Raw genomic sequence first — 23,722 nt, 5'->3', positions numbered from 1 at the left:
ACTCTAAGATTTTTGAAGGCTTTGTCAAAGTTTAAAACTTTGACAAAGCTTTTTTATTAAACTATTCCACAAAGTTTGTCATTTCGACCGAAGGGAGAAATCACAATATAAACTCCACATTACATGTAGCCAATCTTTGTCGAATTGCTCGTGTGATTTCTCCCTTCGGTCGAAATGACAAACTTTATCTATAACTATAGAAAAATCTTATTTCTTAGCTGACAAATAAACCCCAATCAAAATAACAAAAGCACCAACCGATTGAATAGGCGTCAGCATTTCATTGTCTAATAATCCCCAGAAAAAAGCAACAATCGGAATCAAATAAGTTACTGAAGTCGCGAATACAGGCGATGACATCTGAATTAATTTAAAGAAAAGAATATTAGCAATTCCAGTCCCTAAAACCCCTAAAATCATCACAAAAAATATAGAATGTTGTGTTTCTGCAAAATGTATTTTCTGGCTAATATCGGTTGTACTTAAAATGATTAATGCCGGCAGAAAAAGCACTGCAAAATTCCCTGTTGTAATACTTATCGAATTTAAATCGTGCAGATATTTTTTAATCAAATTTACATTAATGGCATAACTAAGCGTTGCAATAACCACCAGCAAAACATAGAGATAATTTTGCGTTCCGCTTGAGGAATCCCCGCTTAAAACCAACAACAGACAACCAACAAGACCAATAAAAACACCTAAAACCTGTCTTTTTTGAAACTGAATTCCAAAATCTATTATTCCTAAAATTAATGTATTTAAAGGCGTTAAAGAGTTTAAAATTGCCACAATAGAACTATTCACTTGCGTTTCTGCAATCGCAAAAAGATAAGCAGGCATAAAAGTCCCGAAAAGAGAAGTTATAGCTACATATTTCCACTGCTGGCGGGAAATTTTTCGCAAACTATTAAATCCAAAAATCAATAAAAACAATGCCGCAAAAATGATTCGGAAGGAACCAACCTGAATCGCAGTTAAACCAATTAATCCCTTTTTTATCAGAATAAAAGAACTTCCCCAGATAAGAGAGAGAATTGCTAAATACAGCCATTTTAACTGTTTTGTTTCCATAGATCAAGTTTTACTGCAAATTTGTAATTATTTTAGGAACTGACGGCTCTCTTTTTATTAATTTTGCAGACAATTAATTAGCAATTTAAAATTTATATATAATGAAAATTTCAAAAATCTTAATCGCTGCAACAATCGCTGGTTTAGTGTTCGTTGGCTGTAAAAAAGAAGAAGATAAAAGTCTTCAAGTTGTAAATGCAGAAAAAAGCGCTCCAAAAGAACACAAACCAATTGCTGCTGAAAACCTTCAAACAGCAAGTTTTACAATCGACGGAATGACTTGTGCTGTTGGATGTGCTAAAACAATCGAAGAAGAATTAGCCAATCTAGACGGAGTTGAAAAAGCAACTGTCGATTTTGATAAAAAAACAGCAACAGTAAGCTTTGATAAAACAATCCAAAACTCAGAATCTTTAACAAAAGTGGTTCAAGAAACTGGAGACGGAAAAACATATAAAGTTTCGAATTTTAAGTCTTAAATTTGAAATTACATCATAAAAAAGGATCCAAATTGGATCCTTTTTTTATTTTTCTTTATTTCCATTTCAACGTTTCCATCAAACGTTGCATATCATTTTTAACATAACTTGTCGCTGGCATAATCGAATCAAAATTTGGTTTTGCGTAAAAGTACATTGAACCAATTAAAAAGTGTTTAGTACTGTCGGTAACGTAAAACTGAGAATTTGTTGCAGCATTTCCATCAACTTGGTAAAACATTCCGTAAACCTTTTTCTGCGGATTTAAATACGGCTGTTCTAAAATATCATCGGCTTTAATAACGTGTTCGTAAGTCAGCTTTTGAGCGTCTCTAAGTAATTTTTCAATATTGCCATTTACAGGCTTGTAAGTCAAATAAATTGTCGCTTTCATCTTTGGATAAGTAATTGCAAAACCACATTCTTTTTCTCCTTTAATAATTGCATCTTCATTCATTTCAAAAGTAAACGGACAGTTATTTTCAAAATTCATGTATTTTGCTTCGGGGTAATCCAATCGCAGAAAACTTGCCGGCTTTGGCACAACATCATTTTTACAGCTTATAACTGTTAGCGCAAGTAAAATTGTTACTATCGAAAGTATTCTATTAAACATTTTTATTAATTGTTACTTTTATTTGTTTTACGCGCTTTTTATCTACTGTTTCTACTGTAAAAATACAGTTTTCAAAAGGCACTTTTTGATCTTTTTTCGGAAAATTACCTAAAATCTCTAGAATAAATCCCGCCAATGTTTCGGCTTCCCCTTTATGAGATTCAAAAACATCTTCATCAACATCTACAATTCTATAGAAATCTTTCAGGTTTATCTTTCCTTCAAAAAGAAAATTATTATCATCAATTTGAGAAAAGTTTAAGTTTTCATCATCAAACTCATCACTAATATCACCTACAATTTCTTCAATTACGTCTTCTAAAGAAACTAATCCTGATGTTCCGCCATATTCATCAACCACAATTGCCAAATGGCTTTTTAGACTTTGAAAATCCTTCAATAGATTATCCAGTTTTTTATTCTCCGGGACAAAAAAAGCTTCTCTAATTAAAGACGCCCAGTCAAATTCTTCTTTATCAATATGAGGAAGCAAATCCTTCACAAAAAGTACTCCTTCAATCTGATCAATATTATCGCGATAAACTGGGATTCTTGAAAAACCTGTTTCTATTATTTTTGGATAAATTTCTGGAAATGTCTCTGATATTTCCAATGCAAAAATATCAATTCTTGGACTCATTACCTGCTTTGTATCGGTATTTCCAAAAGAAACAATTCCCTCAAGAATTTTCTGTTCTTCTGTAGATGTTCCTTCCGAGTCCGTAAGTTCCAAAGCCTGAGAAAGTTGATTGACTGAAAAATTACTTTTCTGCTTTCCTAATTTATTTTGAAAATAGATAGTGATTGAACGCATTGGCAGACTTATAGGCGAAAGCACCTTATCTAAAAATGCCAAAGGATAAGCCACACGTTTTGCAAAACTTTTACTGTTTCGGCTTGCGTAAACTTTTGGTAAAACCTCTCCAAACAATAAAATCAGAAAAGTCACCAAAATCACTTCTAAAGTAAATTTAAGCGCTGCCGAACCTACACCTGCAAAAATACTACGGCCAATGTAAGCAAAGAGAATAACAACTCCTATATTAAAAAAATTATTAGCCACTAGTAATGTCGCTAAGAGTTTTTTAGGTTTATCTAATAGATTGGAAATAATTTTACCTTTTGCCTGATTATCGTTTAAAGTATCGTCGATATCCTGCTGAGATAAAGAGAAAAGTGCAACTTCAGCACCTGAAACTATGGCTGAAAGAAATAACAAAATAAATATTCCGACAAAGCCAATAATTAAATTAGTGTCTAGATTGGTAGAGAAAAGTAAACTGGGCTCCGGGTCCAAATTGCATAAGATTAGTTAAACATCACTTAGAAAGGCAGATCATTAATTGGAAGCCCTTCATTAGCAGCATCAAAGTTAGTATTTTTTGTTGATTCTGCCTCTTGATTTTGTCTGGTATGAGCAGTTTCTTTTTTGGTAGTCAAAAAAGTAAACTCTGTTACCTGAATTTCTGTTGTGTATTTAGTAGTTCCATCTTCTGCCTGCCATTGGCGAGATTTAATTCTACCTTCCACATATATTTTATCTCCTTTCGAAAGATATTTTTCGCAGATTTCCGCTGCTTTGTTACGAACAACCAAATTATGCCATTCTGTGGAAGTTATTTTTTCATTGGTCGTTTTATTGATATACACCTCATTGGTTGCCAGCTGAAAACGTCCGATGCAGTTCCCTCCATCAAAATAATGCATCTTTACATCATCGCCCAAATGGCCAATAAGCATCACTTTATTTAATGTTCCGTTCATAGTTTAGGTGGTATTTCTACCAAAGATACATTTTTTTAGCAATTTATTTCCTGCTTTTCTATAAAATTATAAATCACAATAGGAAAAGGAAATGTTTTTAATTTTTCTGTATTAATTCCGTTTTCAATTTTTTCTTTCACTTTAATTTTCCAAAATTGTATATGAAGATGTTGATGCGAAAGTTTATGAACAACCGTAGCTTCACTACACTCTTCTATACCTATAATAGTATATGATGAAAATAATTCTTCTTGGGCTATTTTTGAAACCACATCGAAGCCAACAATAGATTGTGTTTCTAAAAGTGGAAATTCGTATAAATTATGCCAGATGCCTTTTTCTGTTCTTTTTTGAATTAAAGTATTCCCTAAAACATCTTCTAAAATTAAATAATTAAAATAGCGGTTGGTTACTTTTACCTTTTTAGACTTTACAGGAAGCTGATCTACCTTTCCTTTTTGCAAAGCCGCACAGCTTTCATTAAAATCACATTTTGTACAATTCGGACTTTTGGGTACACATTGCAAGGCACCAAACTCCATTATAGCCTGATTAAATATCGCCGAATTATCTTTAGACATAACTTCATTTGCCAAAGCAGTAAACTCTTTTTTAGCAGACGGAAGGGCTATATCAGTTTCCACATCGAAGTATCTGGATAATACACGAAACACATTACCGTCAACCACAGGAACTGATTCATTATAGGAGAAAGAAGCAATTGCTGCAGCCGTATATTCACCAACACCTTTAAGTTTTAATAGTTCTTTATAAGAATCCGGAAAAATGCCATTAAGATCATAAGCAATATACTGAGCCGTTTTATGAAGATTTCTGGCTCTTGAATAATAACCTAAACCCTGCCAAAGTTTTAAAACTTTCTCTTCTGACGCATCAGCTAAATCTTTTACAGTAGGAAATTCCTTGGTAAATGCAAAAAAATATGGCATTCCCTGTGCAACTCTTGTCTGTTGAAGCATAATTTCTGAGAGCCAAATCTTATACGGATCGACCGTTTTTCGCCACGGTAAATCACGCTTGTTTTGTAAATACCATTTTATCAATATGTTAGAAAAATCCATTCGAAAATACTTAGAATACAAAAGTAAATGTTTATGTAATTAAAATTTAACGAATTAGCTTGATTAATTATTTTTTTAATTCCTATATTTGCAAACTCAAAAAAATAGTACACCATTTATAAAATAAAATAGGAAAGAAAATGACGAAAGCAGATATCGTAGCGAAGATTTCAGAGAAACTAGGTCTTGAAAAAGGAGACGTTCAAGCAACAGTAGAAACTTTTATGGAAGAAGTTAAGACTTCTTTAGAAACTGGAGACAATGTATACCTTAGAGGTTTTGGTAGTTTTATCGTTAAAACTAGAGCTGAAAAAACTGGAAGAAACATTTCTAAAAACACTACTATTAAAATTCCAGCACACAACATTCCTGCGTTTAAACCTGCAAAAGTTTTTGTAGAAGGAGTAAAAACGAACAACGAAGCAAAATAATATTAATTAACATAAATCAGACACGATATGCCAAGTGGTAAAAAAAGAAAGAGACATAAGGTAGCTACTCACAAACGTAAGAAAAGAGCGAGAGCTAACCGCCACAAAAAGAAAAAGTAGTTTTAAACTACTTTTTTCTTTTTAAACGTTCATTGAAATTTGGGAAATTTCAAAGATTCCAAAAAATAAAATCCAAAATCCAAAAATTAAGAAATCAGTATTGATTTCAATTGGAATTTGGAATTTAAAAATTGAAATTTAACTTTTCCCTCCGGGTTAATACCTGTTAAAAATATTGTTTAATCCATCCTTGTAGAAGTTGATGGTTTTTGGTTTTTGGTTTTTGGTTTTATTTACCAGCAACTATCAACAGACAACCGACAACCAATTCACGGATAAAAATTTACAGTGTGAATAAAGAATTAATCATTAGATCTAGTTCTGAAGCAGTAGATTTTGCCTTATTAAAAGATGGAAAACTAATTGAATTACATAAAGAAGAAGAAAAAAGCAACTTTCAGGTTGGTGATATTTTTATCGCCAAAATCAGAAAACCAGTTGCCGGACTAAATGCTGCTTTTGTGAATGTAGGTTTCGAAAAAGATGCCTTTTTACATTATCACGATTTGGGTCCAAATCTAGCTTCTCAGCTGAAATTCATAAAACTTGTAAGCGCAGGTAAATTAAAAGATTTCTCCCTAAAAACCTTTCAGTTTGAAAAAGAGATTGACAAAGATGGCATCATTACTGATATTTTAAGTGCCAATCAATCTGTCTTAGTTCAAGTAGTTAAAGAACCTATATCAACCAAAGGCCCAAGAATAAGTGCTGAGCTTTCTCTTGCCGGAAGATTTATCGTTCTAGTTCCTTTTTCTGATCGTGTTTCTATTTCTCAAAAAATAGAAGACAAAAAAGAAAAGGATCGTCTAAAAAAACTTGTTCTATCGATCAAACCTAAAGGATTTGGTGTTATTGTTCGTACAGTAGCCGAAGGCAAAAACGTAGCCGAATTAGAAAAAGATTTGCAGAACCTGCTTGGCAGATGGTCTGCAATGTGTAAAAAATTACCAACTGCTCATCATCCATCAAAAGTATTAGGAGAGCTTAACAGAGCTTCTTCAATATTAAGAGATGTATTCAATGATACCTTCAGCGGTATTCAAATAGATGATGAAGAGTTGTACCATCAAACGAAGGAATATCTGCAAGAAATTGCACCTTCAAAACAATCGATTGTTAAGTTTTATCAATCAAATGACACTCCGATTTTCGAGAAATACAATATAGAGAGACAAATCAAAACTTCATTTGGCCGAACTGTTTCCATGAGTAAAGGTGCTTATCTTATCATAGAACACACTGAAGCGTTGCACGTTATTGACGTCAACAGTGGAAACCGTTCCAATAAGGCGACCAACCAAGAAGACACAGCCATGGAAGTTAATATGATTGCCGCTGCAGAAATCGCAAGACAATTACGTCTTCGAGATATGGGCGGAATCATAGTAGTTGATTTTATCGATATGTCTAATCCTGAAAACAGGAAAGTTTTGTTCGACTTCTTGCGAGAAGAAATGAGCGACGATAAAGCAAAGCATAAAATATTACCGCCAAGTAAATTTGGACTTGTTCAGATTACAAGACAGCGCGTAAGACCAGAAGTTAATATCAAGACCAGAGAAGAAGATCCTAATAAAGTCAATGGCGAAATTGAAGCGCCAATATTAATAATTGACAAGATCACCTCTGATTTAGAAAGACTTTTAAAAACCCACAATAAAGTTGTGCTTAATACACATCCGTTTGTGGCTGCATACCTCAGTAAAGGTTTTCCATCATTACGTTCAAAATGGTTTTTTGAACATAAGAAATGGGTGAAAATCATACCTCGTGACGCTTACACGTACTTAGAATACCATTTCTATGATAAAAAAGGAAATGTTATTTCAGAATAAAAAACAAAAACCGCCTTTCGTGAGATTGGCGGTTTTTTTGTGGCTTTTTTTTTAAATAGCCACAAATTCACGAATTATTATAAAAAATTTAATTTGTGAATTCGTGGTTATTTTTTTATTTAGAGCAATTTCCAGCTATCCGTTTCAATCTTTTATTTTTTAAAGAAAAAACAAAAGGATTTCCACTTCTATCTGGGCTAGGATTTAGTTTTCATAAGTTTTTTTTATCCTATTTTTCACTTGAAAGAATAAAAATGAACTCACTATAGAAACAAAAGATATAAAATAAATCACTCCCAGCACATACTTCGTTTCTCCATCTCCTAATAAAATGAATTTTCTGAAGTCAAAAAAACTTATTCCAGAGACCAAAACACTAAACATATACGCTAAAGCAGCAAAAAAACTATATCTATAAAAATTGGAAGAGACTTTATATTTGCCATAAACAAAAGACATTAATTTTATTGGCAAAATAATATTATAAAGAAAAAACCATAAAAGTGTGATTTTTTCCGATTTTGATACAAGTGAAAATCCAAAATCTGTATAACAATTAAAAATTGTTGCCAGAAAAAGAATTGCTGAGTATAAATATATTATTTTCATATTCTAAATATCTAAAATTATTCTCTCACAATTTCAATTTTTCGTCTAATTTCATTTCCTGAAGCATCTACAACTGTAATATAATGTATTCCTGTTGTCGGGGTAATAGGCAGTTCATGAAAGGTTTTGGTTGTAGCTTTATAAACATCATCTACATACCAAAACAATTCTTTATCTCTTTCAGAATAAGCCACTTTTAAAATAACAGGCTGAACGTTACTATTAAAATCTTTTGTCAGATAGATTTTACTGTTGGCTTTTGGATAAATAAAATCCATTGTGGTGGTTTGCGTTCCTTCACATCCTTCTTTAAACGGAGGCAATGGCAAATATTCTATATGCTGGCTTTTGTAATACCAAGCCATAACCGGAGGCAGTACAAACCAGTTTTTCGTTATAATGTTTTCGACATTTTCACAACTGCTGTTGACCTGAAATTGTTCAGTTTTATCTAAATGAATCGTTCTGTGATACGGACAAACTTTAGTCGATTTTCCTTTTTTAGCAACCCATTGTTTGATTTTCGGACAATTATCCTTTGCTAGATAACCGCTTAAACGGCAAACCTCAACTTCGGCTAAATCTTTGTAAGGTGTATCAAACCATCTTTGCCTTGGCAGTACATTAAAAACGTCGAATAAAATAGGTGCTGCACTAGTAACTCCTGTCAAAGTCGGTCTTCCTTCTCCAGTTGCATTTCCGACCCAAACACCAACCACATATCTCGAATTGGTTCCGATTGCCCATGCATCTCTATTCCCGAAACTGGTTCCTGTTTTCCATGCAATTTTCAATGAACTGTCATAAAATTTCCACGCTTCATCTCCTTCTGGTCTGTTTACCTCTTCCATTGCGTTATAAGTCAGCCAAATTGATCCTGCGCCTAGAATATTCTTCTGAGTAGTTTCTGATCCAAAATCGGACTTAAAATCGTTTTTATAGTTTAACTCGGTAAACTCATTGGCTCTGTATTTCGCCTGATGTTTAGTAAAATAATTCAGTGTTGAAGATAAATTAGCGTAGGTTCTGCATAAATCCCACAAATTACTTTCGGCACCACCTAAAATAAGTGACAAGCCATAATGATCTGGCGTTTTATTTATATTTTTCAATTTAAACTTTTGCAATTCCTCATAAAATTTATTGACAGTAAATTCCTGAAGCATTAAAACCGCGGGAATATTCAGCGAACGAGATAATGCACGATGTGCTGGAACAGCTCCATCAAAAGTTAAATTGAAATTCTGAGGTGTATATCCCGAAATCTGTGTTGGAACATCAGCCACTAAAGTATTAGGCAGTAATTCGCCGTCGTCCAACATCGCACCGTACAAAAGGGGTTTCAAGATACTTCCTGTGCTCCTTGGTGCATCGATAATATCTACATCTTTTTGATGATCACTGTCTGCCGGAGAATTCCCAACATAGCTCATTACATTTCTGCTTTGAACATCAATTACCAAAATAGCCAGATTATGAACTTCATTCTGCTTGTACTGATTGTAATAATATCTCGCAATTTGATTAACGCGATTTTGCAAAGCGTAATCAATCGTAGTTTTTACTCTTGTTCCTTCTTCACTTTTAGCCACTCTCTGCAATAAATGAGGCGCGATTTGAGGCAGATCATAAGGTTTTTGAGGTAATGGTTCTTCTATTGAAAGTTCGTATGTCTGCTTGTCAATTATGCCCTCCTGATGTAGTTTTAATAAGAGTCTGTTGCGTTTATTCAGTAATTTTATCTGATTTTTTCCAGGATAAATTAAACTTGGCGCGTTCGGCAAAACGGCCAAAACCGCATTTTCTGCCCAAGATAATTGATTCGACTGGACACCAAAATAACGCCATGAAGCCATTTCCAGTCCAACAACATTTCCCCCAAATGGTGCATGCGCCGCGTACATTTCGAGAATCTGATCTTTGGAATACCCTAATTCTAATCGAGTGGCAAGAATTATTTCGATGATTTTTTCAAAATAAGTTCTGTTTTTTCCTTTTCTTGATAATCGGATAACTTGCTGTGTTAATGTACTTCCTCCTCTGACTACTTTTCCCGCTTTCTTATTTTGTTTAAAAGCATTTATCATCGCTCCGGGATTAAAACCGGGATGTTTATAGAAATATTCGTCTTCAAAATATACAATACACTTTTTGAATTTATCAGGAACACTGTCTTGCGCAGGAAAACGCCATTGTCCGTCGCGGGCAATTTTAGCCCCAAGAAGTTCTCCTTCTTTACTTTCAATAACAGTCGAATACGGTTCTTTAAATAAAGTTCGAGGTATCGAAAAATAGTAAATCAGCAAGAGCACAAAGGCAATTGCTGATTTTATTTTGTTTCTTTTTATCCAGTTTATGATGCGTTGGAAAAACGCTTTTAATTTATTTTTCAACGTAGTAATTATTTAACCGCAAAGACGCTAAGTTATTCGCAAAGTTCGCTAAGTTTTTTACTCGCAGATTCCGCAGATTGTGCAGATTTTTATTTTTATCTGCTTGATCTGCAAAATCCGCGGGAGACTTTATTTAACAACTTCAACCCAGAAACCTTTTGTTCGTGCCAAGAATGTATTGTCATACATCGCTTCGCATTGTAATCCAGGCAAATAATAATTTCCTAAATACGATGCGTTCAACAAAATTCGGAAAACTTTTGTTTCTCTAGCTTTCATTCCGAAATAGAAATTCGTTCTATCATCGCGAATATCAATATAATCAGCGATGTTGTTTACAGCATCTCCGTAATCTGTGAAACGAGTGTTTACAATTTCGAATCCTGATGGCAGAATCTGTGATAACGCCACATTTTGAACACTTTCTCCTCTTTGATTTTTAACGGTAACCTCGGCAACGAATTCAGTTCCTTGATTAATTCTTGAAACATTGATTACACTTCCTTTTCTATTTTTGAAAACAATAGAAGCCGTAACATCACTTTGAACTGCATTTTCTTGACCAATTGGCAATATTCCTGTATTCAATATGCGAACATAAACAGTGTTGGCTTTATTGTTTTTCAACGTAATACTGTTTGTGCCAGAAGCAACAGACAAACTACGATCTGCAACTGATTTGCCAGTATTTATCGTCTCGCCTTTTCCGTTTTTACTAAACTGAATATTAATTCCTTTCGGGCCATTGCTAACCGCAAATTTCGACATTGCATACAAACAATAAGCCGTTGTCTGCGTACTCATCCACTGGTTAGCCGACATTTCTTTAGCTAATTTAGAAGCTGTTACAAATGCTTTTTGTTTCTGATCTAAAAGAAGCATTGTTTCTAAAGCCATAGCCCTGTTTCTTTCGCTGGAACCATAATAGTAATAACTGTAGCCATCTGAACTTCCATCAATACTAGTTTTCAAGAACAAACTTTGTCCAGCCGATTTTTGCCCTGCCAAAACATAAGCCGCAGCCAAACGAAGCATACTTTCGTTCGAAATTCCTTTTGTTTCACGCAATCTGTTCATTGAAGATAAATCGGCACTTCCTGCTAAAGCCAAAGTGTATAATCTATAAGCCTGAGCTAAATCATTTCCATATTTAAGCTCAAAACGCCATTGTTTCGCTTCTTTCTGCTGATATGATAACCATTTTGATTTGAAATTAATTGGCAATACATATCCTTTTTTCTCTGCCTCAATTAAAAAATGTCCAGCATAAGAAGTTCCCCAATCATCTGCAATTGCATTTCCCTGCCAGTAAGGCAGTCCGCCGTTTGATAATTGGAAATTCCCTAATCTCGCAATTCCCGCTGCAATGTTTTTCTGAATCAAATCCTTGCGTTTCGCATCAATATCAGCCACGTCGCTTAAGTACAATTGAGGAAAAACCGAAGAAGTAGTCTGTTCTACACAACCATGCGGATATTGAATTAAGAACTGTAATCTTCCATTCAAATTCATCGATGGCATTGACGAAACTTCTAATCTTGCTTTGTTACTTCCGGCAATACCAAAAGTTTTCCATGAAATTGTTTTGGCACTATTTCGAGATAAAACAACATCTGTAAAAGTACTCGTAACTGGATTCGGATTCGTCATATCGATTTCAACATCATAAGTCGATTTCTCACTTCCTGATGTTGCTACAACCTGCACTTTTGCAATTCCAGTTGCAGCACCTACTACCAAATTAAAATACGCCATTTTTTCATCAGGCTGTGCAAAATTCAGTTTCTGAACAGCACTTCCTGCTACTTTCAATCCGTTACTTGTTTTTAGCTGAATTGTTACGTTTTTAATTTTATTTTCAGTTGCAAAAACCGTAACCGGAAGTGTCACTTTTTCTGATGGCGAAATCTTTCTAGGTAACGAAGCCAATACCATCAGCGGACTTTTAACCTGTGTTGCTTTTTCTACACTTCCGTAAGCGCTTGTATTTGCATCTCCCGCTACCACCATTGTTCGAACCGAACCAATATATTTTGGGAGTTTTAATTCGTGTGATTTCGTTTCTTCTTTTCCTAATTTAAATGGTCCATAATACAATACCACTGGTTTGAAACGGTTGGCTTTTTTAGCTTTTCCGCCACCTAAATCCTGATCACCTCCAATACTGAAAATCTGGTTTATTTTTCCGCCATAAGCACCAATCACATCATCATAAACATCCCAGGTTTTTACTCCAAGTGCCTCACGAACATAGAAACTATCCCATGCATTTGGTGTTTTAAAACGGGTTAAATCCAAAAGACCTTCATCAACAACCGCAATCGTATACGTCATTTCTTTACCTGATTTTTCTCCCACTTTTACTGTGAACGGCTGTTCTGGTCTTAATACATCAGGCATGTTAAGAGTTGGTGCCAAAATCGTGTTTTTATCCACCACTTCAATTGGAACAATTCCGTACATACGAATTGGCGAATCGTTTTTAGTTGTCGCGTGAGGCTGCAGCAATGTAATATTAAAATAAACATTTGGCGCCATTGCTCCAGTAATTGGAACCTCAACTTTTGTTTCTCCTTTTTTTGTTTCTACCCAAATGGTTTGTACCACTCTTGAGCCATTTTCAACAGAAATCAAGGCACGTCCGCCTTCACTAGAAGGGAAAGAAATCTGAGCTTTTTCTCCAACGGCATAATTCTTTTTATCAGTAGAAAAAACTAACATATTAGCTGTTGAAGCATCTCTGTTACGTGTTTTTCCAGACCAGATCGGCCAATCGATATTTACGGTTAGAGCAGTTGCATGACCGTCGTTTGTGTCTTCAACACGAATTAAATAACGTCCCCATTCTTCATCGGTTAAAGCAAATTGAAAGCTTCCTTTTCCGCTTGAATCGGTATTTATTACAATCGATTTATAAGCTGTTGTTGAATTTGATGAATTGTAATTCGACAAATTATCACTTGATGAATCCCACCACCATCTCCAATCTACTTTGTAAATTCTAACCTCCAGATTTCTCACTGCTTTTGGCCTTCCGTTTTCATCTACAGTTACCACATCAAAACGGTTGTTCGTTCTGGTTTCAAGCATATTATACTTGTTTAATTCAGGTGTTTTTAATCCGACATACGTTTGGTACGGCGAATAAGTTGTTGACATAACATCGGTGCTAAAATCACCTCCTTCTTCATACACTTTTGTAATAAAAGCAGCGCGAAGCATTCCTGGAGCCTGTCCTTGTAGTCTTGGCTGAATATTTACAGAAGCTTTTCCGCTTTCGTTTAATTTTCCGGAGAAAACATTGATTTCTTCTGTACTAAACTGACGTGTTATATCATCAAATGTATATTTATCATATCCTTTAAAAGTAGTGCTTTGCTGCGAAAATTTAGCCTGCATTTCTACATTCAGGTTTTTCGCAATCGCACCATGAAGCCAAGTTACTTCCAGATTATCTGTATTTAGGTAAGAAGCCGAAAGGTTTTTTCTGCTAAATGTATTTTTGATTTTTAAACGATTTGGCTTAATCGTTTCGATTTTAATACTCTTATAAAACTTAGCGCCACCGACACTTACCATAGCTTCCCAATTTCCTGTTGGAGCGTCTTGATTTGTCGGCACTATAAAGGCATAATGATTTAAATCGTTTGTTTTTTGAACCGTTTGATAAACTGTTTTTCCATTCGGATCATTTAATCTAAATTTAATTGGATGTGATTTTGGAAGTTTATTCGCAGCATCATTTAAAATGAAAGACAAATACAAATTATCTCCCGGACGCCAAACGCCTCTTTCTCCATAAATGAATCCTTTAAGCCCTTTTTGTAAAGTCTCGCCGGCAACATCAAAATTACTAACAGATAATGAAAGTCCGTCATCTAATTTCACGTAAGTCGATTGGTCTCCCAAAGTCACAATAGCAAAATAGGCGAATTTGTCTAATTGGAAAGAAGCAATTCCTTCACTGCTTGTCGCTTCTGATGCTATTTTCTGTTGTTGGAAATTATATAAATCCACTCTTGCATTTGAAACTGGTTCAGTTGTAACGATATTATTTACAGCAAATAAATACGATTTGTTCTCGCCTCGTTTCGCAATAACCCCTAAATCTGAAGCTAAAATATTGGTCGCAATTCTCGCATTATAATAATACGAACCTGTGCAAGGATCTTGACTTTCTCGCCAATCATAGTCATCATAATAGTAATAATCATCGTAAGAGTTGCCGCTGTAGTTTACATCATTTTCATCTACTTCTTCCTCTTCTGCTTCATCATCATTTCCATCAGATGTTTCACATTTATAAAGCGAATATTTCTTTTTATAGACAAACTCTACTCTATAAATCGCTCCTGGTTCTGGTTTGATGATTTTAGATAAATCTAAAGCATACGTATTCCATTTTGATAGATTGACTAGCGTGCTTTCTCTTAAATTGAGCGTAGTTTTAGCAATTGGCTGTGCTACTTTTTTAAGATTTTGCCCGCCGTTTAATTCGTTGTACTGCAAAAACTGAAGTATATTGTTTTTGTAAATTTTATACACTTTTACATCAACAGCACTTAAGTTTACGGCTTCAAAATTTAGTTTTAGATTGTTGGAACTTGGCAGAATCGTTCCGTTTTTAACAAAGCGGATATTTGGTTTTATCTGATCAAAAGAGATTTTTTCAGAATAATTATTCTCCATTTTCTTGCCATACTGGCTTTCAATTCCTTGAAAAACTTCCAATAATAATTCTCCTGTAACAACTTGTTCCGGTTCTTCATCAGGAACATATTCAACAGCTTCTTCTACAACTGCGGCTGCTGAATCTACTGCAACTGCTGCTGAATCAACCACAACAGCAGCTGAATCTACTGCAACCGCAACTGGTTCTGTAACAGCGACTGCAACTGGTTCTTCTTTTTTAGCTGCATTTTGATTGGTAAAATATACTTTCAGTAAATTTCCCTGAGTTGAAAACTTTAGATTATTCGTATTTTGAATCGAAACTAATCCAGCAAAATCCTGCCCTTTTTCCAAAGGCTCGGAAAAATTAATTAAAACCTGTTGATTGTTTCCGTCTGGAACTTCAACTTTAATCACTTTAAATTCGTTGATACTCGTGATCGGGAAATCGATTTTTCCTTTCTGGTCAATATCAAAATCACTTCCGTAATAAATAATCTCTAAGTTTGAAGCTTCTGATTGACGTTGAATACTGTCAATTATAAAACGAAATTCTTTAGCTGGTCCATTTGTTTTCTCAAACTTAATTTTAAGGTTATTTCCATTATGTTTGGCCTCAACCAGCTTTTGGGCAGTTTCCAAATCAATATTATCTGCTGTTTTTAAAACACAGTTTAAATATTGATATTCCTTGCTGTAGGATTGAATATCGCCTGTATTGATCGTAAAATCCTGTTTTACCGTTTTAACTGTAAAATTGAATTTGGAAAGTTCCTTTTCTTTCTCTTTTGGAATAGCAGTCAGTTTATCAAGGTTTAAAGTAACTTGATATTCTGTTCCCATTTTTAGTTTTTTCTCGGGAATAAAAGCTAAGGTATTGGTCGAAAGCGCAACGATTTTTCCTTTTACACTTGGCGAAATATCCAATAAATCGTCATCTAATTCCTGATTGGGCTTCCAATCATTTTTATCAAAAGCCAAAACCACACGAATATCTGAATCTGCCGAAACGATTCCGCCTGTGAAACTGGTAATGTAATCTTTGAATAATGAAAAATCCGAATTGAAGTCCGCAGCCGATTTTCTGCCACAGGATTGAAAAATAAAAAACACAAAAAATACGAGAGCTAAACCTTTTACTTTCACTTTTATCTAGAGTTAATTGGTTAACAAATAAAAAATAATGTCATTTACCGCTAAAATTCATAACAGTAAACTACAAATTATATTACAATAAAAGTAAATTATTTTTTGAATTATTTAAGAAGAAAATTCTCTACATTGATTATTTAACTTTTGTTGAAGCTTCTAATGTATTGTAGAGGTATTCAGGAGCTTATTCCAGCTATCCGCTATATCTTTTCATCCGCAAAAAAGCGGATAAAAAGGATGCCGCTTCTATCTGGGCTAGGACAATCATTCTTAAAAGACTATTTTACTTCATATTGTATATAAAACAGTATATTCGCACAGAATCAAAATAGAGCGAATGCAAGAAAGAAGTTTTACAGAAAAGAAATTTGTAACCAACAATAAAAAGAAGGTTATCAATATCTTGTATTTGATAACTCTCTTAATTTCTATCTCTTTTATTGATTATTATTTGTTGCCTAAGACCGTTACAAATGATGTTATTACTCATTATGCAGTAAGGAAAATGAGTGGTAAAAACCGTACTGGAAAACAAAATATTTCTTATCAGTTTCTCACTAAAAACGGATTGCATTTTGCTACCCAAAAAAAGTTCATTGAAGAAAATAATGTAGAGATTAAACACTCTTTATTGTTCGATACCATTACAAATGTCAAATCAAAACATGAAGATTATTCAGATTATGTGACTACTGGCTTTAATGGAATTATTTTTTACTGTTATGCTATACTTCTTTTCTCAATAGCCATAAGCCTAAAAATACTTCTCTCCAAAAAAGCAGTCTCTGAAAATGCCTTCTATAACATCATCTGTTTTAATTCATTCATGGCCTTTGTAACCACTTACATGATGTATTTGTTTTAGAAGAGAAACTACTTACGTCTTTCGAGAAAAAAACGTTTCATTAAATCAGCAGCTTCATTGGCCATAACGCCCGAAACCACAGTCGTTTTTGGATGCAGTTTTGTTCCCATGTTTAGAAATCCGCGTTGTTCGTCTCTAGCTCCAAAAACAATTTTAGAAATCTGGCTCCAATATAAAGCTCCTGCACACATTTGGCAAGGTTCAAGTGTTACGTAAAGGGTACAATCTTTTAAATATTTTCCACCAAGAAAATTTGCAGCGGCAGTTATAGATTGCATTTCAGCATGTGCCGTTACATCATTCAGTAATTCTGTCAAATTATGACTTCTTGCAATAACTTTATCAGCCACAACAATTACAGCTCCAACAGGAATTTCGCCTTTTTCAAAAGCCATTTCAGCTTCCTGCAAAGCTTTTTTCATAAAATATTCGTCGGTAAAAGGATTTATCATAGTTGCAAAAATAAGATTTTTACGTCGTATTTTTTATTACATTTAATTTTTGATATCACTTATGGAAAACAAATACAAAATAGCAATTCCGGAACCTTGCCATGAAAACTGGGATAAAATGACACCAAATGAAAATGGCCGATTTTGTTTGAGCTGTTCTAAAACAGTTGTGGATTTTACGTCAATGCTTCCAGAGGAAATTCAACAGTATTTTATTTCGCATAAAAATGTCTGTGGAAGACTTAAAAATGAACAGTTAAGTGAAATAAATATTCAGATTCCTTCTCAAATATTATACGGCCAAGTTCCTTATCGAAAAATATTTTTATTAGCACTTTTCATAACTATGGGCAATACATTGTTTAGCTGTCAGGACAAGGACGGAAATAAACAAAAAATAGATAAAGTTGAAGTTGTAGAAGATGCCAAACCAGAACAACATGTTACTACTGGAGTTATTTTGATGCCTGTAAATGAATTAAACGACGAAGAACATTCTCAATCTGGACAAGAAGAACCTCAATCTGGAAATTACGGGGTTATTTACAATTCTAATGATTTAGACGTTGCATCTGTTCCAAAAAACGGAATAAAAAAATTCAAATCTAATTTTTCAAAAAATCTTACCACTGCAAAACAAGGAGAAATATCCATTTTATTTGTAATTGAAGGCGACGGAAGTCTAAGTAATTTTAATATACTTAAAAATACAACTTCGGCAAGTGAAAAAGATATTATCGGAATTTTAGAAAAAATGCCAAAATGGATTCCAGGTAAACGAAAAAATCGAATTGTTCGCTCCACTTACACTTTGCAAATTCCATTTAAGTAAGAAAGAATGAAATATAAAATAACCATACCTGAACCCTGTCATGAAGATTGGAACAAAATGAAACCAAATGAAAATGGTCGTTTCTGTATGAGTTGCTCTAAAACGGTTGTTGATTTTACTTCTATGCTCCCAGAGGAAATGCAGCATTTTTTTATTCAAAATAAAAATGGCAAAATTTGTGGCCGATTTAGAAAATCACAGTTAGATACTATAACAATTCAAATTCCAAGCAAAGTTTTGTATACGCAACCCAATTATTATAAAATGTTTCTTTTAGCCTTATTCATAGCTATGGGAAATACCTTGTTTAGCTGTCAAAATAAAGACGGACAAAAACAAAAAATTGACAAAGTTGAAGTGGTAAAAGATTCAGATGCAAGCTCACATATAGCTGTTGGAGAACCAGCTATCGATGAAAACAGTACAAAACAAGCTGTTGTACCTCCTCCGCCACCACCCAAAACAGATCAGGTTAAATTTGTAAAACCAGTCGACGACAGCAAATCAAAATCAGATAAAACTAATGGCAAAAAAAACGCCTCAATAGAGAAACCAATTTATGTTAGTGGTGAAATAGTTTCTGAAACTAATGCAGAATTCCCTGGCGGTATTGATCAATTTTATACCTTTTTTGCAAAAGAATTTAAGAGACCCGAAAATTCTAATACCACAAGTACTAGACTCGCTTTTGCGGTGGAAAAAAATGGCTCTGTCTCTTTTTTGGAATGTTCACCAGCCGTTGATCAGGCACTGGAAAATGAAATTATCCGGGTTTTAAAATTATGTCCCAAATGGCAGCCGGGACAATCTGACGGCAAAAAAGTAAAAAGACAATATTCTTTACCTATTACGCTGCAATAGTAATTCCTATAACATATCTCGTCGCTGAAATTAAATTTAAAACCGTAAATTTGCTTTTTTCCTTACAATGAAAAGCGATTTACTTTCCAACATATATAATCCAGCCGATTTACGTCTTTTAAAAGAAGAACAGCTTACTCAGGTTGCGCAGGAATTACGCCAATTTATTATTGATGTGGTTTCGGTAAAAGAAGGGCATTTGGGCGCTAGTTTGGGCGTTGTCGAATTGACAATTGCACTTCATTATGTTTTTAATACTCCCGAAGATTTGTTGGTTTGGGATGTAGGTCATCAGGCTTATGGTCATAAAATCTTAACCGAAAGAAGAGAAAATTTCTACACGAACAGACAATTGGACGGAATTTCTGGTTTTCCCAAAAGAGCAGAAAGTGTTTACGATACTTTTGGTGTCGGACATTCATCTACTTCTATTTCTGCAGCCCTTGGAATGGCTATTGCCTCTAAATTAAAAGGCGATTTAGACAAAGAACATATTGCAGTTATTGGTGATGCTTCTATCGCCAGCGGAATGGCTTTTGAAGGTTTAAATCACGCTGGAGTTACAGATGCTAACATTCTTGTCATTTTAAATGATAATGCAATTGGAATTGATCCAAGCGTTGGTGCCTTAAAAAAATATCTTACTGCTGTTAAAAACGGCAAAAATCCGAGACAGAACAACATCATAAAATCTTTAAATTTTGATTATTCAGGACCAATTGACGGACATGATCTTCCAAAATTAATTAAAGAATTAAACCGATTAAAAAAGATAAAAGGACCGAAATTCCTTCATATTGTTACTATAAAAGGAAAAGGTTTACAACAGGCTGAAGAAAATCAGGTGAAATATCACGCGCCTGGAAAATTCGACGCTTCAACTGGAGAAATTCATTTAAAATCAGAAGAAAATCTTCCGCCTAAATATCAGGATGTTTTTGGTTTAACCATTTTGGATTTGGCCAAAAAGAATGAAAAAATAATCGGAATCACTCCAGCAATGCCTTCTGGAAGTTCATTGAAATTTATGATGGACGAATTGCCGGAACGTGCTTTTGACGTTGGAATTGCCGAACAGCACGCCGTAACGCTTGCTGCTGGAATGGCGACTCAAGACATGATTATCTATTGCAATATTTATTCAACCTTTTTGCAGCGCGCCTATGATCAGGTTATTCATGATGTGGCTTTACAAGATTTACCTGTTATTTTCTGCTTAGATCGTGCTGGTTTAGTAGGCGAAGATGGCGCAACGCATCATGGCGTTTTTGATATTGCCTACCTGCGTTCGATTCCAAACATGATGATTTATGCACCGCTTAACGAAATCGAACTCCAAAACATTTTATACACTGTTCAATTAGAATTAAATCATCCTATTGCCATTCGATATCCGAGAGGACGAGGTGTAATTCCAAATTGGGAAGTAGAAAATTTCAGACATTATGAAAAAATTAAAATCGGAGAGGCAAAATGCCTAAAAGATGGTACGAAAATTGCTGTTCTGTCGGCCGGAACAATTGGGAATAATGTTATTGAGGCTTTGAAAGATTCTACCAATTCGGAAACTATTGCCCATTACAATTTTAGTTTTATTAAACCATTAGACATCAATACATTAGAAACTATTTTCTCAACTTTCAAACATATCATTACAATTGAAGACGGAGTTAAAAATGGTGGATTTGGAAGTGCAATTTTGGAGTTTGCAGCATCTAATAATTTCAAAAATGAGATTGAAATTATGGGAGTTCCAGATGAATTTATCGAGCATGGAACAGTAAACCAGCTGCAACAAATCTGTAAAGTTGACGTTAAAAGTTTAGTAAACCTTTTTTCTAACCGTTCAAAATAATTATTTTGCGATACCAAAAAAAAATTACCTAATGAAATTATTGCGTTCTACCCTTTTATTATTTTTACTTTTATGTGCCTCGAGCAGTTTTTCTCAGATTATACAAACGACTTTGAGTCCGAATCAGGCGCCAAAACCGCCTTCCAATTGGTCAAAAAAGAATCAGCTGGGTTTTGATATTTCCGAAATTGCTTTTGTAAACTGGAGTGCCGGGGGAACCAGCTCTATTTCAGGTTTATTTAAAGGAGAATTTGGACGAACTTATATAAAGAAAAACCATAAATGGGTTAACGAACTTATTGTAAAATATGGTTTAAACAAACAAGATGGAACAGAGTTAAGAAAAACTGACGACGCTCTCCAGTTTAACTCGACTTACGGGTTTAGAAAAGACACAGCTTCAAACTGGTACTACTCGTCAAAATTAAATTTCAACACTCAGTTTACAAACGGTTATAATTATCCAAACAGAGATGTTGCAATCTCTAAACCTTTTGCTCCAGCCTATATCTTTTTGGGAGCCGGAGCGGAGAATGCCAATAAAGCTAAAAACAGAGTGTTTTATTTCTCTCCAATTACGTTAAAAACTACTTTAGTATTAGATCAATATCTTGCAAATCAAGGTTCTTTCGGGGTTAAGAAAGCGGTATATGCACCTGATCCGCTAGATCCTACACAGCAGATTTTAATTGAGGAAGGTCAAAAGGTAAAAGCCGAATTTGGTATCCTTTTCACCGCTTACATGAAAAATGAAATCTATAAAAACGTTTTCTACGAAAACAGATTAAGTTTATATACTGATTATCTAAATAAATTCGGAAATGTCGATATCGATTATGATACCCGTTTAGATCTTGTTGTAAATGCGTATGTAAAAGCTAATATTGGAGTTCACTTGATTTATGACGATGATATTAAAACCAAAAAAGATGTTGTAGATCCTACTACAGGAGCAAAAACTCAAGTAAACGACGGACCAAGAATGCAGTTAAGACAAGTACTTGGAGTTGGTCTGGTTTATGCTTTCAAATAAATTAAAGTAACAGCTATAAAAAAAAGCATCTTTTAATATTCTAAAAGATGCTTTTTTATTTGTTTAACATTATTACTAACGCTTTTTCTGACCTTGGATTGTTTCATATAATTCCAGTGCATTTCCGTCCGTCAGTAATGAAACATAATGGCAAATATGTAACAAACGCTCATATAAATTTCCTTTATCTAAATGATGTTTTTCCGGCAACATTTTCAAAATCAATTTGTCGTAGTTTGAAGCTGTTCCTTCATATTTATTATTAAAAGCAGTTATAAATTTGTCCAATAAAGTCTGGATAATCTGATACCCTACAATTTCTTTCTCGATTACTTCACGGCTTTGATAGATCTTTTCAATGCTTAGTTTGATGATATCATTCATCTGAGCTTTGTATTTGCTCTTCTCGGTTAAAGCATAAGGGAATTTACCCGCCAGAATAGCTTCTTCATTTTCAATAAAAACCTCTACTGCATCATTAATTAAAGAGCCAATAGCAAGCGCACGCAAATAGCTAATTCGATCTTCTTTGGTTTCTAATGTTTTGTATTTGGCAACACCAATATTATCTTTTACCAGTTTGATCAAATATTCTAAAGCATAATCTTCAGAAACTAGACCTAGGTTTATTCCGTCTTCAAAGTCAATAATCGTATAACAAATATCGTCTGCCGCTTCTACTAAATAAGCTAAAGGATGTCTTTCAAAACCAATATCATCTCCAGATTTATTGGCAATCATTCCCATATCTTTGGCAACTTCTTCAAAAAATAATTTATCGGATTGAAAGAAACCGTATTTTTTATCGGCAATATTATTAGTTGGCTTTTTCGGTAAACTTTCTTTTGGATATTTCATAAAAGCCCCAAGAGTTGCATACGAAATACGAAGTCCTCCCTCAATTCCTGGACGACTTGCTGTTAATACAGAAAAACCATTTGCATTTCCTTCAAAATCAATTAAATCCTGCCATTGTTTATCGGTTAGCTGATTTCTAAATTTCTGACCGTTTCCTATAGAAAAATATTCGCCAATTGCTTTTTCTCCAGAATGTCCAAAAGGCGGATTCCCGATATCGTGCGCCAATGAAGCTGCTGCCACAATAGCACCAAAATCGTTCATATGATAACCGTGAATTTCTTTTAGATACGGATATTTCTCAATGATTTTCTTTCCAACCAAACGTCCAAGCGAACGTCCTACAACAGAAACTTCCAAACTGTGCGTTAAACGAGTATGCACAAAATCGGTTTTAGAAAGCGGAATAACTTGTGTTTTATCTTGTAAACTTCTAAAAGCAGAAGAAAATATAATTCGGTCATAATCTACTTCAAACCCCAAACGAGTATCATCTTGTTCTACACGTAATCTTTTGCTTGTATCTCCCTGACGTTTTAAGGATAAAAGTTGTTCCCAGTTCATTTTTGAATTTTAGATTTCTGAATTTAGATTTTAGATTATTCATCTAAACGTCAAAAATACGTTTTATTTTAGGATAAAAATAGGCTACAGAATAATTTGATTCAAGTTTTGTCTGCCACTAATTTCACTAATTAACACAAATGATTGCGCTCAAATTACTTCGTGAAAATTTGTGA

18 protein-coding genes are annotated in these 23,722 nt (G+C 34.2%); 8 read left to right on the top strand and 10 right to left on the bottom strand.

Going from position 1 to position 23,722, the window contains the following annotated elements; all coding sequences use genetic code 11:
• Positions 1 to 207 precede the first annotated feature (207 nt).
• Entirely contained in the window at positions 208 to 1,074 is an 867-nt protein-coding gene (locus tag GSY47_RS03390; RefSeq protein WP_179003184.1) for a DMT family transporter, read from the bottom strand.
• Positions 1,075 to 1,175: 101 nt separating this feature from the next.
• Between GSY47_RS03390 and GSY47_RS03385 the strand changes: the two genes are divergently transcribed.
• Positions 1,176 to 1,553 carry a heavy-metal-associated domain-containing protein gene (locus GSY47_RS03385; RefSeq protein WP_109191690.1) on the top strand — a complete coding sequence of 126 codons (378 nt, stop codon included), beginning with the start codon at positions 1,176 to 1,178 and terminating at the stop codon, positions 1,551 to 1,553.
• A 55-nt stretch (positions 1,554 to 1,608) separates the two neighbouring features.
• Here the strand turns inward: GSY47_RS03385 and gldD are convergent, their stop codons facing one another.
• The 4 genes from gldD to mutY are packed head-to-tail and all read right to left on the bottom strand — an operon-like array spanning position 1,609 to position 5,015.
• Positions 1,609 to 2,169, bottom strand: coding sequence for a gliding motility lipoprotein GldD (gldD, locus tag GSY47_RS03380; protein WP_179003185.1), 561 nt, complete (start codon positions 2,167 to 2,169; stop codon positions 1,609 to 1,611).
• Positions 2,162 to 3,466, bottom strand: coding sequence for a gliding motility-associated protein GldE (locus GSY47_RS03375; RefSeq protein ID WP_179003186.1), 1,305 nt, complete (start codon positions 3,464 to 3,466; stop codon positions 2,162 to 2,164). The genes gldD and GSY47_RS03375 overlap by 8 nt, the downstream gene beginning before the upstream one ends.
• A 26-nt stretch (positions 3,467 to 3,492) precedes the next feature.
• The gene (locus GSY47_RS03370) at positions 3,493 to 3,933 is read right to left on the bottom strand and encodes a single-stranded DNA-binding protein (RefSeq protein WP_091493726.1); all 441 of its coding nucleotides are present in this window, start codon (positions 3,931 to 3,933) and stop codon (positions 3,493 to 3,495) included.
• A 35-nt stretch (positions 3,934 to 3,968) separates the two neighbouring features.
• A complete protein-coding gene (gene mutY / locus GSY47_RS03365) occupies positions 3,969 to 5,015 on the bottom strand; it encodes an A/G-specific adenine glycosylase (protein ID WP_179003187.1) in 1,047 nt (348 codons plus the stop codon).
• 140 nt (positions 5,016 to 5,155) lie between these two features.
• Between mutY and GSY47_RS03360 the strand changes: the two genes are divergently transcribed.
• Together GSY47_RS03360 and GSY47_RS03355 are read left to right on the top strand one after the other, a co-directional pair.
• Positions 5,156 to 5,446 (top strand): HU family DNA-binding protein, encoded by a 291-nt coding sequence (locus tag GSY47_RS03360; RefSeq protein ID WP_007805026.1) that lies wholly within the window; start codon positions 5,156 to 5,158, stop codon positions 5,444 to 5,446.
• Between the two features lie 410 nt (positions 5,447 to 5,856).
• Complete coding sequence (locus GSY47_RS03355) at positions 5,857 to 7,401, top strand: Rne/Rng family ribonuclease (protein ID WP_109191684.1); 1,545 nt, start codon at positions 5,857 to 5,859, stop codon at positions 7,399 to 7,401.
• 204 nt (positions 7,402 to 7,605) lie between these two features.
• On the opposite strand, the gene GSY47_RS03350 is transcribed toward GSY47_RS03355, so the two are convergent.
• The 3 genes from GSY47_RS03350 to GSY47_RS03340 all read right to left on the bottom strand — a co-directional run bounded on the left by GSY47_RS03350 (position 7,606) and on the right by GSY47_RS03340 (position 16,220).
• A complete protein-coding gene (locus GSY47_RS03350) occupies positions 7,606 to 8,010 on the bottom strand; it encodes a hypothetical protein (RefSeq protein ID WP_179003188.1) in 405 nt (134 codons plus the stop codon).
• A gap of 17 nt (positions 8,011 to 8,027) precedes the next feature.
• Positions 8,028 to 10,403 (bottom strand): penicillin-binding protein 1C, encoded by a 2,376-nt coding sequence (pbpC, locus tag GSY47_RS03345; RefSeq protein WP_179003189.1) that lies wholly within the window; start codon positions 10,401 to 10,403, stop codon positions 8,028 to 8,030.
• A 129-nt stretch (positions 10,404 to 10,532) separates the two neighbouring features.
• Complete coding sequence (locus GSY47_RS03340) at positions 10,533 to 16,220, bottom strand: alpha-2-macroglobulin family protein (RefSeq protein WP_179003190.1); 5,688 nt, start codon at positions 16,218 to 16,220, stop codon at positions 10,533 to 10,535.
• A gap of 343 nt (positions 16,221 to 16,563) precedes the next feature.
• On the opposite strand from GSY47_RS03340, the gene GSY47_RS03335 reads away from it, so the two are divergent.
• Entirely contained in the window at positions 16,564 to 17,091 is a 528-nt protein-coding gene (locus GSY47_RS03335) for a hypothetical protein (protein WP_179003191.1), read from the top strand.
• An 8-nt stretch (positions 17,092 to 17,099) separates the two neighbouring features.
• On the opposite strand, the gene GSY47_RS03330 is transcribed toward GSY47_RS03335, so the two are convergent.
• Positions 17,100 to 17,543, bottom strand: a complete 444-nt coding sequence (locus GSY47_RS03330; RefSeq protein ID WP_179003192.1) for a nucleoside deaminase — start codon at positions 17,541 to 17,543, stop codon at positions 17,100 to 17,102.
• 61 nt (positions 17,544 to 17,604) lie between these two features.
• Between GSY47_RS03330 and GSY47_RS03325 the strand changes: the two genes are divergently transcribed.
• From GSY47_RS03325 to GSY47_RS03310, 4 genes are all read left to right on the top strand, one after another.
• Positions 17,605 to 18,375 carry a hypothetical protein gene (locus GSY47_RS03325; protein WP_179003193.1) on the top strand — a complete coding sequence of 257 codons (771 nt, stop codon included), beginning with the start codon at positions 17,605 to 17,607 and terminating at the stop codon, positions 18,373 to 18,375.
• Between the two features lie 6 nt (positions 18,376 to 18,381).
• The gene (locus tag GSY47_RS03320) at positions 18,382 to 19,236 is read left to right on the top strand and encodes a hypothetical protein (protein ID WP_246611249.1); all 855 of its coding nucleotides are present in this window, start codon (positions 18,382 to 18,384) and stop codon (positions 19,234 to 19,236) included.
• A 67-nt stretch (positions 19,237 to 19,303) separates the two neighbouring features.
• On the top strand, positions 19,304 to 21,091 hold the full coding sequence (locus tag GSY47_RS03315; RefSeq protein ID WP_179003194.1) for a 1-deoxy-D-xylulose-5-phosphate synthase: 1,788 nt from the start codon (positions 19,304 to 19,306) through the stop codon (positions 21,089 to 21,091).
• Between the two features lie 31 nt (positions 21,092 to 21,122).
• Complete coding sequence (locus GSY47_RS03310; protein ID WP_179003195.1) at positions 21,123 to 22,124, top strand: DUF3078 domain-containing protein; 1,002 nt, start codon at positions 21,123 to 21,125, stop codon at positions 22,122 to 22,124.
• A 75-nt stretch (positions 22,125 to 22,199) separates the two neighbouring features.
• Here the strand turns inward: GSY47_RS03310 and GSY47_RS03305 are convergent, their stop codons facing one another.
• The gene (locus GSY47_RS03305; RefSeq protein ID WP_179003196.1) at positions 22,200 to 23,546 is read right to left on the bottom strand and encodes a deoxyguanosinetriphosphate triphosphohydrolase; all 1,347 of its coding nucleotides are present in this window, start codon (positions 23,544 to 23,546) and stop codon (positions 22,200 to 22,202) included.
• Positions 23,547 to 23,722 lie beyond the last annotated feature (176 nt).

Origin of the sequence: Flavobacterium quisquiliarum, from assembly GCF_019308285.1 — a bacterium.
Classification (GTDB): Bacteria; Bacteroidota; Bacteroidia; order Flavobacteriales; family Flavobacteriaceae; genus Flavobacterium; species Flavobacterium quisquiliarum.
This window is presented reverse-complemented; position numbering and strand designations above follow the sequence as displayed.

Excerpts from the sequence above, each read along its gene's own strand:
- GSY47_RS03390 (WP_179003184.1), bottom strand. The coding sequence starts at position 1,074 with ATGGAAACAAAACAGTTAAAATGGCTGTATTTAGCAATTCTCTCTCTT.
- GSY47_RS03385 (WP_109191690.1), top strand. The coding sequence starts at position 1,176 with ATGAAAATTTCAAAAATCTTAATCGCTGCAACAATCGCTGGTTTAGTG.
- gldD (WP_179003185.1), bottom strand. The coding sequence starts at position 2,169 with ATGTTTAATAGAATACTTTCGATAGTAACAATTTTACTTGCGCTAACA.
- GSY47_RS03370 (WP_091493726.1), bottom strand. The coding sequence starts at position 3,933 with ATGAACGGAACATTAAATAAAGTGATGCTTATTGGCCATTTGGGCGAT.
- mutY (WP_179003187.1), bottom strand. The coding sequence starts at position 5,015 with ATGGATTTTTCTAACATATTGATAAAATGGTATTTACAAAACAAGCGT.
- GSY47_RS03360 (WP_007805026.1), top strand. The coding sequence starts at position 5,156 with ATGACGAAAGCAGATATCGTAGCGAAGATTTCAGAGAAACTAGGTCTT.
- GSY47_RS03350 (WP_179003188.1), bottom strand. The coding sequence starts at position 8,010 with ATGAAAATAATATATTTATACTCAGCAATTCTTTTTCTGGCAACAATT.
- GSY47_RS03335 (WP_179003191.1), top strand. The coding sequence starts at position 16,564 with ATGCAAGAAAGAAGTTTTACAGAAAAGAAATTTGTAACCAACAATAAA.
- GSY47_RS03330 (WP_179003192.1), bottom strand. The coding sequence starts at position 17,543 with ATGATAAATCCTTTTACCGACGAATATTTTATGAAAAAAGCTTTGCAG.
- GSY47_RS03325 (WP_179003193.1), top strand. The coding sequence starts at position 17,605 with ATGGAAAACAAATACAAAATAGCAATTCCGGAACCTTGCCATGAAAAC.
- GSY47_RS03320 (WP_246611249.1), top strand. The coding sequence starts at position 18,382 with ATGAAATATAAAATAACCATACCTGAACCCTGTCATGAAGATTGGAAC.
- GSY47_RS03315 (WP_179003194.1), top strand. The coding sequence starts at position 19,304 with ATGAAAAGCGATTTACTTTCCAACATATATAATCCAGCCGATTTACGT.
- GSY47_RS03310 (WP_179003195.1), top strand. The coding sequence starts at position 21,123 with ATGAAATTATTGCGTTCTACCCTTTTATTATTTTTACTTTTATGTGCC.
- GSY47_RS03305 (WP_179003196.1), bottom strand. The coding sequence starts at position 23,546 with ATGAACTGGGAACAACTTTTATCCTTAAAACGTCAGGGAGATACAAGC.